At 34.3% G+C, this 14,336-nt stretch carries 13 protein-coding genes and 1 pseudogene; 10 read left to right on the forward strand and 4 right to left on the reverse strand.

Going from position 1 to position 14,336, the window contains the following annotated elements:
* The first annotated feature begins 78 nt into the window (after positions 1-78).
* The 4 genes from GFJ36_RS09145 to GFJ36_RS09160 all read left to right on the forward strand — a co-directional run bounded on the left by GFJ36_RS09145 (position 79) and on the right by GFJ36_RS09160 (position 2,926).
* On the forward strand, positions 79-831 hold the full coding sequence (locus GFJ36_RS09145) for a YwqG family protein (protein WP_097889412.1): 753 nt from the start codon (positions 79-81) through the stop codon (positions 829-831).
* 145 nt (positions 832-976) lie between these two features.
* Positions 977-2,137, forward strand: coding sequence for a transglutaminase domain-containing protein (locus tag GFJ36_RS09150; RefSeq protein ID WP_097889413.1), 1,161 nt, complete (start codon positions 977-979; stop codon positions 2,135-2,137).
* 99 nt (positions 2,138-2,236) lie between these two features.
* Positions 2,237-2,434, forward strand: coding sequence for a DUF4083 domain-containing protein (locus GFJ36_RS09155; protein ID WP_087982841.1), 198 nt, complete (start codon positions 2,237-2,239; stop codon positions 2,432-2,434).
* A 30-nt stretch (positions 2,435-2,464) separates the two neighbouring features.
* The gene (locus GFJ36_RS09160) at positions 2,465-2,926 is read left to right on the forward strand and encodes an NUDIX hydrolase (protein ID WP_046954986.1); all 462 of its coding nucleotides are present in this window, start codon (positions 2,465-2,467) and stop codon (positions 2,924-2,926) included.
* A gap of 45 nt (positions 2,927-2,971) precedes the next feature.
* Here the strand turns inward: GFJ36_RS09160 and nadE are convergent, their stop codons facing one another.
* The gene (nadE, locus tag GFJ36_RS09165; protein WP_087982839.1) at positions 2,972-3,790 is read right to left on the reverse strand and encodes an ammonia-dependent NAD(+) synthetase; all 819 of its coding nucleotides are present in this window, start codon (positions 3,788-3,790) and stop codon (positions 2,972-2,974) included.
* A 270-nt stretch (positions 3,791-4,060) separates the two neighbouring features.
* Between nadE and GFJ36_RS09170 the strand changes: the two genes are divergently transcribed.
* The 3 genes from GFJ36_RS09170 (at position 4,061) to GFJ36_RS09180 (ending at position 7,570) form a co-directional block, all read left to right on the forward strand.
* Positions 4,061-5,941 carry an ABC transporter permease gene (locus GFJ36_RS09170; RefSeq protein ID WP_087982837.1) on the forward strand — a complete coding sequence of 627 codons (1,881 nt, stop codon included), beginning with the start codon at positions 4,061-4,063 and terminating at the stop codon, positions 5,939-5,941.
* 115 nt (positions 5,942-6,056) lie between these two features.
* The gene (locus GFJ36_RS09175) at positions 6,057-6,344 is read left to right on the forward strand and encodes an AbrB/MazE/SpoVT family DNA-binding domain-containing protein (protein WP_048543174.1); all 288 of its coding nucleotides are present in this window, start codon (positions 6,057-6,059) and stop codon (positions 6,342-6,344) included.
* Positions 6,345-6,619: 275 nt separating this feature from the next.
* Positions 6,620-7,570 carry a serine protease gene (locus GFJ36_RS09180; protein WP_098146049.1) on the forward strand — a complete coding sequence of 317 codons (951 nt, stop codon included), beginning with the start codon at positions 6,620-6,622 and terminating at the stop codon, positions 7,568-7,570.
* A gap of 145 nt (positions 7,571-7,715) precedes the next feature.
* Here GFJ36_RS09180 and GFJ36_RS09185 read toward each other — a convergent pair whose 3' ends face one another.
* The 3 genes and pseudogenes from GFJ36_RS09185 to GFJ36_RS09195 form a co-directional block, all read right to left on the reverse strand.
* Positions 7,716-8,819: an ABC transporter ATP-binding protein gene (locus GFJ36_RS09185; protein WP_087982832.1), complete on the reverse strand. Its 1,104-nt coding sequence runs from the start codon at positions 8,817-8,819 to the stop codon at positions 7,716-7,718.
* A gap of 264 nt (positions 8,820-9,083) precedes the next feature.
* Positions 9,084-9,947: a PucR family transcriptional regulator gene (locus GFJ36_RS09190; RefSeq protein ID WP_087982830.1), complete on the reverse strand. Its 864-nt coding sequence runs from the start codon at positions 9,945-9,947 to the stop codon at positions 9,084-9,086.
* Between the two features lie 69 nt (positions 9,948-10,016).
* Positions 10,017-10,863, reverse strand: a pseudogene (locus GFJ36_RS09195) (helix-turn-helix transcriptional regulator).
* Between the two features lie 170 nt (positions 10,864-11,033).
* Here GFJ36_RS09195 and GFJ36_RS09200 point away from each other — a divergent pair.
* The 3 genes from GFJ36_RS09200 (at position 11,034) to GFJ36_RS09210 (ending at position 14,332) form a co-directional block, all read left to right on the forward strand.
* Positions 11,034-12,359: a carbohydrate ABC transporter substrate-binding protein gene (locus GFJ36_RS09200; protein ID WP_242015951.1), complete on the forward strand. Its 1,326-nt coding sequence runs from the start codon at positions 11,034-11,036 to the stop codon at positions 12,357-12,359.
* Between the two features lie 77 nt (positions 12,360-12,436).
* Entirely contained in the window at positions 12,437-13,327 is an 891-nt protein-coding gene (locus GFJ36_RS09205) for a carbohydrate ABC transporter permease (protein WP_097889416.1), read from the forward strand.
* Positions 13,328-13,342: 15 nt separating this feature from the next.
* On the forward strand, positions 13,343-14,332 hold the full coding sequence (locus GFJ36_RS09210) for a carbohydrate ABC transporter permease (RefSeq protein WP_097889417.1): 990 nt from the start codon (positions 13,343-13,345) through the stop codon (positions 14,330-14,332).
* Positions 14,333-14,336: the final 4 nt, after the last annotated feature.

Consider the following 14,336-nt stretch of genomic DNA (forward strand, 5'->3'; position numbering starts at 1 on the left):
GGCTTGTTGTTTTTACAAAGAATGGAGTATAATTTTTGTGCGATGATACAAATAAGTATGTAAATATAAGGAGAATTTATGAATAAACAAATTGAAGTATTAATTGATAAATATGGGCTGACACATTTAAAAGAGGAACTTATTCACACTGTATTTCCTTGTGTAAAAGTTGTGCCAAAGCAGGAGGAAACAGTTGCGGTAGGTAGTTCGAAAATGGGAGGAGTTCCTGACTTGCCAGCTACATTGGAATACCCAATGCACAAAGGAAATCCATTACAATTTATCGCTCAATTTAATTTAAATGATTTACAAAATGTTGGTATGGGTCACAATCTTCCTAAGTCAGGGATGTTATATTTCTTTAGCATTGAAAATTACTTTGAAGAAGATGTGAATCCAACTGAAGCGGGGCGTGTACTTTATTATGATGTTCCTGTAGAGCAATTACGAAGAGCAGATGAATTGCAAACAAATTATAACCAGTGTGCAACTACTTTTGAACTGACATATAAATTGCCAGAGCTTTTCATTGAAGATGAGGCTGATTCAGATCGTTTCTTACAATTGCTTGAAGAACTAATCCCAGACAACTATGATAACCATCAAATGTTTGGTGAGCCATTCTCTGTACAAGAGGAAGTATTATATGAGACAGGAGAATATATGGGGATAGACCCGCAGCAAATGACGCTTTTATTCCAAATCGATTCAGATACTAAAAATTGTAATATGATGTGGGGAGATTTAGGAATGCTTTATTTCTGTATTGGAAATGAAGACTTAAAAAATCGACGTTTTGAAAATGCGTGTTGTGTATTACAAACTTGTTAATGAAAAAGGTTGTTCTTGTAAAAAGAACAACCTTTTTACAATGTTAAATATGCATAATCTCATATGACCTATACGGAAAAGTATTGTATACTCTGAAACTATACGATACTTTTTCGTATAGTTATAGAATGTAAGGAGTGACGGGATGAGAAAGACAAGTAAGTATGTGACAGCTACCCTGCTTTGTTCAACTATAGTAATGGGAGGCTTACACGCGTCAACGGTATCTTATGCAGCTACGAATCCGTCTGTAGCGACAACACAATCAGATGCAAAGCTATTAGATGATTTCCGAAAAGAATTAAAAAAACAGGTTGATAATCGAGAAGAAAATATTACAATCACATATAAAACGAAAGATAGAAATGCTAGAAATGTTATGGACCAATTGTATGGCGAGTTTAATAAAATCGTAGATGCAGATGAGTATGTAAAATATAATGTAGCGTCTACTAAATATTCTATTAAAGGGTTACCAGGAAACTATACGTTTACATTGCAAGTGAAATACCGTGAATCAAAAGAGCAAACACAATATGTAAAATCCCAGGCAAAAGCAATTATCGGTTCAATTGTAAAACCTGGAATGGATGAGCATGAGAAAGTAAAAGTTATTCATGATTACGTTGTAAAGCATGTATCGTATGATACGTCTTATAAAGCGTATACAGCATATGAAGCATTAGCAAATCGTTCTGCCGTTTGCCAAGGATATACGTTATTAACATATGAATTGCTAAAAGAAGCAGGTATCCAAAACCATATTGTAACAGGCACAGGGAATGGACAAGCTCATGCATGGAATTTAGTAAACATTGAAAACAAATGGTACCACATTGATACGACATTCGATGATCCAGTGCCAGATAAAGCTGGGCGTGTAACATATTCATATTTTAATATGTCTGATGAGCAATTAAGTAAAGATCATGAATGGGATCGTAGTAAATATCCGGCGGCAACTGCAAGTTACTTTAATGAATTAACAAACAAAATAAAAACGGGTAGTTCAAAGACTGCTGCGTATGAACAAATGTTAAAAGAAACAAATTTAAAATATTTGTCTGCACAATACGGGGCAGATAATTATAGTGAATTTAAGAAAAAATTACAGCAACAATTCGCTTCTAAGCCAGAAAAAGTAGAAGTACGATATAAGCAATCGATGGATGGAACAATGCAAGATATAAAGAAAGTGTTAAATGAAATAAATTGGCCAAAAGGTGCAAAACGTGTATCTTATGAAGTAGCACCATATAGTGCGATGGCAGATTATTCATTAGCGACAATTACATTTACTTATTAATTAAAAAGAGCATCTGTAAAAGGTGCTCTTTTTATTATGTATCACTTTAAAAAACAGAATTGTGTGATAAAATATAAAAAGGAAGGATGTGGGATTTGAATGAATTTGTTCGAAAGTAATATTTTTACATTGATATATACTTGTTTAGTAATCGGACTTATCGTTTTGTTTTTCCTATCATTTACTTTGTTCCTTAGAAAATTATTGCAAAACAGCGCTGCAAAAAAACAACATGTAATTAATATGAATAATAAGCTAGATCGAATGATTGAATTGCTTGAAAAAGATAAGAAATAATGATAGAAGATGTATGAAAAGGGGAAGAGGATGGCTAATTATATAAAAGAATTACGTGAAAAAGTAGGTCACGACTGTGTTCTCATAAACTTTGCGGGTGGTTGTGTGTTGAATGAACATGGAGAAGTATTACTGCAAAAAAGAGGTGATTTTAACGCTTGGGGATTTCCTGGCGGTGCAATGGAAATTGGAGAATCTGCCGCAGAAACCGCGATTCGAGAAATAAAAGAAGAAACAGGTTATGACGTGGAAATAAATGAGCTTATCGGGGTGTATACAAAATATTTTCAAGCATATCCAAATGGAGATAATGCCCAGTCAATTTTAATATTCTTTTCATGCTCAATTGCCGGTGGAGAGCAAAAAGTAGACGGTGATGAAACGTTGGAATTGAAGTTTTTCCCGCTAAACAAAATGCCACCATTGTTTAATCAACAACATGAGGATTGTTTACAGGACTTACTAGAGAAAAGAGTAGGGGTGTATCGTTAACATAAAAAAGAAGCTAATGAGATTAGCTTCTTTTTTATGTTTTATTTATTTCCACCAATCATCAAACATTGATGCTGGAACTTGTCTTTTATGTTCGCTCACTGTGTAACGTTTTTCAATTTTTTCTGCAACGTCAGTTGGAACTGCTTTACCTTCTAAATAATCATCTAGTTGATCATACGAAATACCTAACTCCGTTTCATCAGCTTGACCTGGTTTTTCATCCAATAAATCAGCAGTTGGCATTTTTAAGTAAAGTCGCTCATCCGCACCTAATTCTTGTAAAAGAGCACGTCCTTGACGTTTCGTTAAACCCGTTAATGGTAATAGGTCTGCACCACCATCTCCGAATTTTGTAAAGAATCCTGTAACAGCTTCTGCCGCGTGATCAGTTCCGATAACAAGTAGACCTTTTTGTCCTCCAATTGCATATTGTGTAACCATACGGATACGTGCTTTCACGTTACCTTTATTGAAATCTGTTAATGATTCACCTAATAAGTTTTCGTATTGGTTTGAGAAAGAGTCAACTGTTGAAGCGATATCAAATGCAACAGATTGATCAGCTTGAATAAATTGTAATGCTAATTGTGCATCATCTTCGTCTTTTTGCACTTTATAAGGAAGACGCACGGCGATAAACGTTGCGTTACCACCTTCATTACGAATTTCCTCCACTGCAAGCTGAGCTAAACGTCCAGCTAATGTAGAGTCTTGTCCGCCACTAATGCCAAGTACAAATCCTTTTGCACCTGTTTTTTTCACATAATCTTTTAAGAAATCAACACGTTTACGGATTTCTGCTTTCGGATCAATTACAGGCTGAACATGTAATGCTTTCATAATCTGTTCTTGTAATGTCATTATGTTTCCTCCTATTCATATTAAAGCGGTAAATAAGTTTATATGTATATTGGTACATACTTCTATCCTTTATTATTTCGCAAAACTAACGAATATACAATAGGATGCGTGTATGAATATGAATGTAGTCATTATAATGAAACTCTTTCGTTTAAGCAATTTTTTTGAAACCTTTCAATAATGTAAGGTTTTTGTCATTTGAATCGATGGAAGGTATTTCCGGACTTTACTAATATAAGAACATAGTTAGTAGAAGGGCGGAGAAGGAATATGAACATTAGAGAACTCGCATATCGAAATGTAACGCGAAATAGACGAACATACTCAGCATATTTTTTAAGTAGTGCATTTGCCATTATGGCCTTTTTTGTTTATTCATTTTTTGCGTTTCATCCCGCATTAAGTGCTGGAGAATTGGGACGATACGTATTCGTAAGTATGTCTTTTGCACAGTCCATTATTTACTTATTTACGTTTTTCTTTATTTTATATTCGATGGGAATGTTTTTAAAAACGAGAAAGCGTGAATTAGGAATTTTAATGATGTTAGGTATGACGAAATATCAATTAAAGCGTCTTATCTTCTTTGAAAATATTATGATTGGGATAGGGGCCATTATTTTTGGAATACTTGCAGGAATGCTATTTTCCGGAATGTTAATATTTGTAGCTCCGATGATATTAAAATTAGATATTTCCTTAGCTTATTACATACCAATGAAAGCCATTGTTGTAACGAGTATTATGTTTTTCGTATTATTTATGATCATTTCATTGTTTAGTGCGGGAATGATTCGGAAAAATAAAATTATGAAATTGTTTAGAGGATCAGCAGAAGCGAAGCCGGAACCGAAAGCTTCCATTATTTCTTCTGTATTAGCAGTCATATTGCTTAGTGCGGGATATGCGGGAGCACTTATGTCACACGGTGCAATGGTATTTGTCATGATGATTCCTGTTACAACGGTAGTCATTATTGGTACGTATTTGCTGTACAAGCAGTTGAGTGTCTTTATTATTAGACTATGTAAAAAAAGTAAACGTTTCTATTGGACACAGACAAATATTGTTACGTTATCAGATTTAGCTTACCGTATGAGAGACAACGCCAGAATGTTCTTTATTGTAACTATTATTTCAACTGTAGCATTTTCAGCAATAGGTACATTAGTAGGTTTCACGTCCATGACGAAAGGGATTATGGAGAGACCAATTGCGTTTCAGTATCATTCTAAGCAAGGAAATAGTAATGAATCACAGCATTTGAAGATGATTGATGAAGGATTAAAGAAACATAGTATAACAGCTTCTAAAGCTACTATTTCAACGAAAAGGGCGGAGGAGCAGTCGTTAAGAAGTGCTATTTTCATAAAAGAATCAGATTATAAGGAATATGCGAAGTTAACAGGAGAACCATTTCAAACTGTAGCAAATAAAGAAGCTTTATTTTTATCAGTCGATATACCAGGCCCACCGATGAAAGAAAGAAAAGAAATTACTTTACCACATTTGAATGAATCTTTAAAAGTGAAAAAAGTTAATACTTCTTCATTAAGTAAAATACTAAGAGGTAACGTTTATGTAATCTCTAAAAATCAATATGATGCATTACAAGATGGATTTAAAGAGGAAAAAGATTATGTGTACAAAACAGAAGGAACGAAAGATGAAATAGAGGTTGGTAAAGAGCTTACTCATCAAATGAAGGCTTATGAAGAACATGCAACGTTTAGTGCGGAAGAGTACGAACAAAACCAAAGTTTACAAATAGCAGGACCAATTTTATTTGTAGGTTTCTTTATTGGTATAGTATTTTTCGTATGTGCAGGAAGCTTCCTTTACTTCCGTTTGTTTTCTGATTTAGAGGATGATACTCGTTTGTTTGAAATGATTAGAAAAGTAGGTTTAACGAGCGGAGAATTATCGAAAGTAGTTACAATTCGATTAGCACTATTATTCTTCGTTCCAATAGGTGTTGCAACATTACACGGGGCAGTAGCGTTAACTGCATTGGGACAGATGTTTGAGTACTCATTATTTAAAGAAAATGCGATTGTATTAAGTGTTTTCGTAGGAATTCAAGTTGTATATTTCTTATTGATACGATCTCGTTATTTAAAACAATTGAAAGAGAGATTACGTATTAGTTAAATGTGTATTTTTAACTTGAGTACAAAATTTTCTAAAAAGATACAAGTATTACCAAAAAGTGATAAAATGGAAAGAGCGAGGTGGAAAAATTAATAGAAAGTAAGGGGGGATTAATATGAAAGCAACAGGAATTATTCGAAAAGTAGACGAATTAGGACGAATTGTTATTCCTAAAGAGTTACGAGAAGTATTAGGAATACAAATCAAATCACCACTTGAAATTTTCGTAGAAGAAGATAAAGTCATTTTACAAAAATATCAACCTTACAATGCTTGTCAAATAACAGGTGATGTTTCAAATCAAAACATATCATTAGCAAATGGAAACATTACTGTTAGTATAGATGGAGCGAAACATTTAATAAAAGAAATAGAGAAGTTTTTAAATAAGAGTGAGGCTTAGTCTTAATTTATTTTATTTTTAAAATTTCATATCATTCTTTAAAAACTATAAAAGGACCATTAAATTGGTCCTTTTATTTTGGTTATTGGTTGTACCAATCGAATTTTTGGTGAATAAAAATTACGAGATAAATAAAAAGAGTAGTATAGAATTAGTAAGCTATATTGAGAAATATTTTTAAGGAAGGAAAACGAAACGAATAAAACGAATGTTACATTTAAACCTTTTCAAAAGTGGTCTGAAATGAAAATAATATATTTTCAGGAGGGATTACGATGAATAGTAGTACAGCGAATAAACAAAAAGGTATACAATTGATTCCTTTTACAGTAGATAAGGTGGTTGAACAAGTAAATGAAATTCCACCAGGTGTACAACTCATTCATGCTCCACAAGTATGGGAGAAGAGTGCGAAAGGAAATGATATTGTTGTTGCCGTATTAGATACAGGTTGTGATGTGAATCATATAGATTTAAAGGATCGCATTATCGGTGGAAGAAATTTCACGAAAGATTACGAAGGGGATCCAAATATTTATCTTGATAATAACGGACACGGTACTCATGTAGCGGGGACAATTGCAGCGACTGAAAATGGTGTCGGTGTTTTAGGAGTCGCACCACTTGCTAAAATGTTAGTGTTAAAGGTTTTAGCGGGAGATGGTTCTGGAAGTTATGAGCAAATTATTGAGGCGATTCATTATGCTGTAAATTGGAGAGGGCCTAATAAAGAAAGAGTTAGAGTTATTTCAATGTCACTTGGTGGCCCGCAGGACGTTCCAGAATTACATGAAGCGATTCAAAATGCAGTAAAGCAAGATGTTCTCGTCGTATGTGCTGCTGGGAATAATGGAGATTGTAATGATAATACAGAGGAACTAGATTTCCCAGGTGCTTATTCCGAAGTAATTGAAGTCGGCGCTATCAATTTAGAACGGAAAATCGCATGTTTTAGTAATTCGAATCAAGAAATTGATTTAGTGGCGCCAGGTGATGAAATATTATCTACGTATCCTGAAGGGAAATATGCGGTATTAAGTGGAACTTCTATGGCGACACCGCATGTCGCTGGAGCGCTGGCATTGCTCATTAAGCAGTGCGAGAGAGAATATGGTAGAAAGTTATCAGAGCCAGAAATATATGCACAACTTATTAAAAGAACTGTACCTTTAGGGTATGAACGTACATCTGAAGGGAATGGATTAATAGATTTATTAAAAGAATAGCAAATACGAAAAACATCTCATATGAATATGAGATGTTTTTCGTATGGTTCTGTCGCATATACAGGGGAATCTAGTATTTAATTCTTTTTTACGAAAGGGTTGACACAACTATATCTATTTTTTTGAAATAGAAGCTATGCATCCATTAAATATTACGAATACGTTGTTCGGTAGCGATATCGAAAAAGTGTGCTTTCGCTAAACTAAAAGCTAATAGAAGTGTATCGTTAGCTTTAATCTCGGAACGAGCATTAATTCGCGCAATAAAGTTTTGATTCGAAAGTTTTCCATGAATCATCGTTTCAGCACCTAATAATTCAGCAACTTCTACTGTAATTTCGACTGTTGATTCAGGCGAAGATTGAAGAACAATTGGTTCATCATGAATGTCTTCAGGACGAATGCCGAGTATGATTTTCTGCCCATTATATCCTTTTTGCTTTAATGTTTTTAGTTGGCCATCTGGTACTTTGAAGCGAATATTTTCTATATAGAAATAGTTCTCTTGTAATGTCCCGGTAAAGAAATTCATAGCTGGAGAACCAATGAATCCACCAACAAATATGTTTTCAGGAGTATCATATACTTCTTTTGGAGTACCAACTTGCTGGATGAGCCCATCTTTCATAACAACAAGGCGTGATGCCATTGTCATAGCTTCTGTTTGATCATGTGTTACATATATAGTGGTCGTATTTAAACGACGATGCAGTTTGGAGATTTCTGAACGCATACTGACGCGTAATTTTGCGTCTAAATTCGATAGAGGCTCGTCCATTAAAAATACTTTTGCGTCACGGACGATAGCTCTTCCTAGGGCAACCCGTTGGCGTTGCCCACCTGATAATGCCTTCGGTTTTCGTTGTAAGTAATCTTCAAGCCCTAAGATTTTCGCTGCCTCCGTTACTCGGCGATTAATTTCATCTTTTGGAAGTTTGCGTAGTTTTAAGCCAAACGCGATATTATCATAAACAGTCATATGCGGGTATAGTGCGTAATTTTGAAATACCATCGCAATGTTGCGATCTTTTGGAGCGACATCATTCATACGCTCTCCATCAATATAAAACGAACCATCAGAAATGTCTTCTAGACCTGCAATCATACGTAGAGTTGTTGATTTTCCGCATCCAGAAGGACCGACAAATACGATAAACTCTTTATCTTCAATATGTAAATTAAAGTCAGAAACAGCAGTAGTTTTATTATCATAAACTTTAAAAATATGATCTAATACTAGTTCGGTCATAAATATTCACTCCTTTTCGCAATTGATTGAATTATAAGATTTTTATAACCGTAAGTAAATCGGCATTGTGCACAAAAGAATGAGAGGGTTTTATACAAGTTTACAGATTTAAGAAATGAGAAAGCACCTGTAGGATGTACTTTCATCTATAGATATGGGATGAAAGTATTACTTTTTCGTAGAAAAATATGTAAAAAGAGTTTCCAAGTCATAAAACAATGATGGTATGAGAAAATGAATATTTTATCGTCTTTCATGAGAGCTTCACGAGATATCTAAAGAAAGAAACGCCATATAAACTGCTACTGCACCTTCAAAAGTTTTTATATTAATTCCTGTTTTTTCAATGAATTTATCAATTCGATACTGCAAAGTATTACGATGTAAATATAATTGTTTCGCTGCAAGAGATACATTTAAGTTACATTGGAAGAATACTTTAACGCTATCTATAAGTTCTTTGTCATTCGAAATGTGTGCCAATAATTGATTCGTGTACTTTTTTCTTTCTTCTTTTGATAATGAGATCATTAATTGATAAGGGAGCAGTTGTTCAATGTGTGTAATTTTTTTGGATAAATAGGGAGAAAGAACAGAAAATAATTTTCGCTCCCATTCATACAGATAAGCAAATTCAGTTGTTTGCGTATAGCGTCTGCCAATAAAGAAGGATAGGGATATAAAAAAATCTGTTTCTAGTGTATCAAGGGCTGCTCGCAATATAGACTCAGGTACATTTTCTTCTAATATGAGGACACCAGCTTGCGAAGTTTCCCATATCATTGTAGTAGTAAAAGAAAACATGGACTGTAAAGCATCTTGAAATTCTTCTCTCTCTATTATGGGTTGTGTTGTGAAAAAGTGTAAAAAACGAACTGATAGTATAGAAATGTTATTATTTTTGTATAATGCTTCATACCATGATTTTTCTTTTTCTGTTTTATAAAATGTATCAGTATGAATGGGCGTTAAGATGGATGAAAGCAATTGCTGCTCCCTTTGATGTAATCGGATTTTTCGAATCCCGACTTTGATTCCTTCAACTAAAAACCAGCTATAATCTTCAGATAACACAGCTGCATTGATTTTGATATCTTCACCATAGTATGTTTTTAATTGTTGAATCATAGGAACACTCTCCTTTCTAAAATAATAGTATCAATATAGTAAAGAAGTATAGATTCATTGCGATTATCTTTAAAATTTCGCGCTAGAATCTGGTTTGTTTTTGCTAGAATTGATAGCGTTTCTGTATTGTGAAGGCGATAGATTCGTTTCTCGTTTAAATGATTGTGCAAAGAATGATTGGGAAGAAAAACCGGTAATGGTTGAAATATTAGAAATCGAATAGTTGGTAGTTTCTAATAATATTTTGCTTTCTCTAATACGAGTTTGAATTAAGTATTCAATAGGCGAAACACCGACGAATTTCCTGAAGGAATGAGATAAATAATATTTATTAATATGACTGATTCTTGCTAATGTATCCAGGCTGATATTTTCGTGAAAATGTTGCTTAATATAGTTTTTAATAAATTCAATATCTTTATTGATTTTTTGAGTAGATGTTTTCTCTACATTGAAAGATTTTTTTCTCATCATCTTAAGTAGTAATATTTCCAGAATGTTTTGTATAATTAAATCGTAATCTTCTTGATGATTTTCCACTTCCTCGATCAATTGCTGAAGGTAAAAGAGGAAGTTCTTTTGATCCTGTTTATAGTTGTGAATAGTTACTTGACTAGGATTTTCTATGGATGAAAAGGACAAACCTTGAATACCAAGTGCGATGTATTCGAGTGGATGATTCGTATCAGACTTTTCTGTGTGCTCGATATTTGGATTGATGATAATCAAGTTGTGCTCTTGGACTGGGATTTCTTCTTTGTAAAAGATAAAAGTTAATATATAATAGCTCTGTAAAGTGATGCGCATGAATGGTACTATGCCAATCTTTATCGTATTTTGATTTTGTTATATAAAGAAGTTTTACTGGAAGATGGTTTCGTTGAATTTGTGGAATCTCATATACTTCATTGGACAAATGAATCCCTCCTTCATAGATTTTTTATCTATGTTATAAAGATTTTAGTGGGATATGCAGTAAAAAGCAAGATATCTAAAAAACAGAACAAGATGTTTATTGTGAAAGCGTTATCTATTTTGTATTCTTTAATTATGAAAGGCAGATTAGGAGATGGGGGTAAGATAAAGATGAAAAAAAAGTTATTGTTGTCTGGAATGACAGCTTTGTTATCTCTTAGTTTAATAGCATGTCAGAGTAATACTACAAAAGTTGATAATTCTAGTAAAAAACAAGTCCTTCATGTGGCAGCACTTGAATCGGCTTATGGTAAAGAGATGTGGACCAAAGTGATTGAAGCATATGAAGTTGCTAATCCAAAAGTTGATGTTAAGTTGACGGTGGACAAAAATCTCGAGGATGTCATAGGCTCGAATATGAAAGCGGGAAACTATCCGGATGTTGTGTTGTTGGCAACTGGGAGAAAACAGGCGCTTACAGAAACATTGATTAAAGATAAAGCTTTAGAAGACATTACAGATGTTTTAGATAGGAATGTTTATGGTGAAGAGGTTAAAGTGAAAGATAAGTTGATACCGGGGCTTACTGGTACATTGGCTACTAATCCTTATAAAGATGACAAAACTTACATGGCGCCGATGTTCTATAGTCCAACTGGACTATTTTACAATGCTAGTTTATTAAAGGAAAAAGGTTGGGAAGTACCAAAAACTTGGGACGAAATGTGGGTTTTGGGAGATAAAGCGAAAGCAGAAGGGATCTCATTATTTACTTATCCTACTACTGGTTATTTTGATACATTTTTCTATACTTTACTTTTAGGGATGGGGGGACCGGAGTTTTACAATAAAGCTATGAAATATGAAAATGGTATTTGGGAAACTCCTGAAGCAACAAAAATTTTTGAAATTTTCGGAAAATTAGCAAAATACACTGAGCCAACAACTGTTGCGAATGCCAATGACAAAGACTATAAGAAAAATCAACAATTGATTCTCGATAATAAGGCGTTGTTCATGCCAAATGGTACATGGGTTGTTGGTGAAATGGGAGAAGCACCTCGATCGAAAGGTTTTGAATGGAGCATGATGACTTTACCAAGCTTTGATGCTAACAGTGACCGTTATGCATTTACTTATTTTGAACAAATGTGGATTCCTTCTGCAGCTAAAAATAAACAAGCTGCTAAAGATTTCTTGACGTTTGTTTATTCGGATAAAGCCGTTGAAAAACTTGCGGAATCCAGTGCAATACAGCCTATCAAAGGCATTTCTAGTAAACTGACAGGTAGTAATAAATTATTCTATGGTATCTATGATAATGGAGTGAAAGTGGGGACAGGTGGATTTGCCGCAACGAAAGCCGTTGAAGGTGTTAGCATGGCAGATACATTATTCAGAACGATAGACAGTGTTATGTCTGGTGATAAAAAAGTGGAAGATTGGCAAAAATCTGTTGAAAAAACGAGTGACCAATTACGGTCTGCATTAAAATAAAATAGTTTTTTAGTTTTCACTACGTACAATGGTGAATTGTTAGTCTCACCATTGTGCTTATTAACTGAGGTGATGGCATGAATAAGACAACAGAAAAAAGAATATTTATTTTTGTTTGTACTGCACCCGCACTAATCCTGTTAGCCATTTTTATGATTGTTCCTACGATTGAGGTATTCAGGATGTCCTTATATAAGTGGGGAGGATTTTCTAATAATAAGGTATTTGTTGGGCTTGATAACTTCAAGATTTTATGGAGTGATATGAACTTCTTTCGATCCCTTCAAAACAGTATCGTATTGATTGTTATCGTTACAGTTATTACTATGGTGCTGGCGATCTTGTTTGCCACTTTGTTAACGAGAGAAAAAATAAAAGGTAAAGGCTTTTTTCGAATTATTTTTTATATCCCTAATATTTTATCCGTTGTAGTTATCGCGGGAATATTTTCTGCAGTTTATGATCCAACTACAGGGTTGTTAAATAATTTACTTGCTTTATTTAACCTTGAAAACCTTCAAAAGATGTGGCTCGGCAATCAAAAAATTGCTATTTACAGCATTGGCGGGGCACTTATTTGGCAAGCGATTGGTTACTATATGGTCATGTATATGGCGGCAATGGCAAGTATTCCGGAAAGTTTTTATGAAGCGTCTGCTTTGGAAGGTGCTGGACGGGTCAGACAATTTTTCAGTATTACTTTACCTTTAATTTGGAATAACATGCGGACGACGTTAACTTTCTTCGTTATTAGTACGATTAATTTAAGTTTTCTACTTGTTCAAGCGATGACTGGTGGCGGACCTGATGGATCGACGGAGGTGTTTTTAAGCTACATGTATAAGCAGGCTTACACGAATTCTTCTTACGGTTACGGTATGGCTATTGGGGTGGTCATTTTCCTATTCTCATTCGCATTATCTGCAATTATCAGCGGTGTCACTAAAAGAGAAGTGTTGGAGTATTAAGGAGGGCCAAAAACGATGGAAACACAAAAAAGAATGACTACAGATACAGCTTATCGAGATCCACAAACGGTGGAAACCAAAAAAGAAATGATTGTAGAAACAGCTTATCAAGCCCCAAAAACAGTGAGGACAAAAAAAGGAATGACTACAGAAGCAATATATCGCTGTTTTATATATGTAGCACTGATTACGTTAGCAATTTCTATTGTTATTCCTGTTGCATGGGTTTTCTTAGCCTCAATAAAGAAAAATTCAGAATTTTACGGAAGTCCTTGGGCCATGCCGAAAAGCTTGTATTTTCAAAACTTTATCGATGCTTTCCAAAAAGCAAATATGGGTACCTACATGTTGAATTCAGTCATGGTAACTGCGTTGGCTCTGCTTATTTTATTGATTGTGGCCTTACCAGCAGCCTATGTGTTGGCAAGATATACCTTTAGAGGAAGTAAATTAATAAATACTTTTTTTAAAGCTGGATTATTCATCAATGTGAACTACATTGTTGTTCCAATTTTCTTAATGTTATTGGACGGAGATACCTTTTTGCGAGGCCAACTAGGTGATGGATTTCTACTAGACAATTTATTTATTTTAGCTGTGGTATATGCGGCGACGGCGTTACCATTTACCATTTACTTGCTGACTAGTTTTTTTCAATCACTTCCATCCACGTATGAGGAAGCGGCGTTGGTCGATGGTGCCGGATATTTTAAAACAATGATTTCAGTCATGATTCCGATAGCTCGTCCAAGTATTATTGCCGTCATTTTATTTAATTTTCTTGCCTTTTGGAACGAATACATTATTGCCTTAACATTAATCCCAGGACCGAATAAAACGTTACCTGTTGGGTTAATGAACTTGATGGCAGCTCAGAAATCTGCTGCGAACTATGGTCAAATGTATGCAGGTATGGTTCTTGTCATGCTGCCAACTTTGATTTTATACATCATTGTTCAAAAAAAATTAACACAAGGAATGTCCCTTGGTGGTTTAAAGGATTAGAGGA

Source organism: Bacillus sp. EE-W1 (assembly GCF_009760835.1).
GTDB classification, from domain to species: Bacteria; Bacillota; Bacilli; order Bacillales; family Bacillaceae_G; genus Bacillus_A; species Bacillus_A wiedmannii.

Bases quoted from the DNA above. Each gene is read 5' to 3' on its own strand.
- GFJ36_RS09170 (WP_087982837.1), top strand. From the start codon at position 4,061: ATGAACATTAGAGAACTCGCATATCGAAATGTAACGCGAAATAGACGA.
- GFJ36_RS09175 (WP_048543174.1), top strand. From the start codon at position 6,057: ATGAAAGCAACAGGAATTATTCGAAAAGTAGACGAATTAGGACGAATT.
- GFJ36_RS09210 (WP_097889417.1), top strand. From the start codon at position 13,343: ATGGAAACACAAAAAAGAATGACTACAGATACAGCTTATCGAGATCCA.
- GFJ36_RS09205 (WP_097889416.1), top strand. From the start codon at position 12,437: ATGAATAAGACAACAGAAAAAAGAATATTTATTTTTGTTTGTACTGCA.
- GFJ36_RS09145 (WP_097889412.1), top strand. From the start codon at position 79: ATGAATAAACAAATTGAAGTATTAATTGATAAATATGGGCTGACACAT.
- GFJ36_RS09160 (WP_046954986.1), top strand. From the start codon at position 2,465: ATGGCTAATTATATAAAAGAATTACGTGAAAAAGTAGGTCACGACTGT.
- GFJ36_RS09190 (WP_087982830.1), bottom strand. From the start codon at position 9,947: ATGATTCAACAATTAAAAACATACTATGGTGAAGATATCAAAATCAAT.
- GFJ36_RS09180 (WP_098146049.1), top strand. From the start codon at position 6,620: ATGAATAGTAGTACAGCGAATAAACAAAAAGGTATACAATTGATTCCT.
- GFJ36_RS09155 (WP_087982841.1), top strand. From the start codon at position 2,237: ATGAATTTGTTCGAAAGTAATATTTTTACATTGATATATACTTGTTTA.
- GFJ36_RS09185 (WP_087982832.1), bottom strand. From the start codon at position 8,819: ATGACCGAACTAGTATTAGATCATATTTTTAAAGTTTATGATAATAAA.
- nadE (WP_087982839.1), bottom strand. From the start codon at position 3,790: ATGACATTACAAGAACAGATTATGAAAGCATTACATGTTCAGCCTGTA.
- GFJ36_RS09150 (WP_097889413.1), top strand. From the start codon at position 977: ATGAGAAAGACAAGTAAGTATGTGACAGCTACCCTGCTTTGTTCAACT.
- GFJ36_RS09200 (WP_242015951.1), top strand. From the start codon at position 11,034: ATGAAAAAAAAGTTATTGTTGTCTGGAATGACAGCTTTGTTATCTCTT.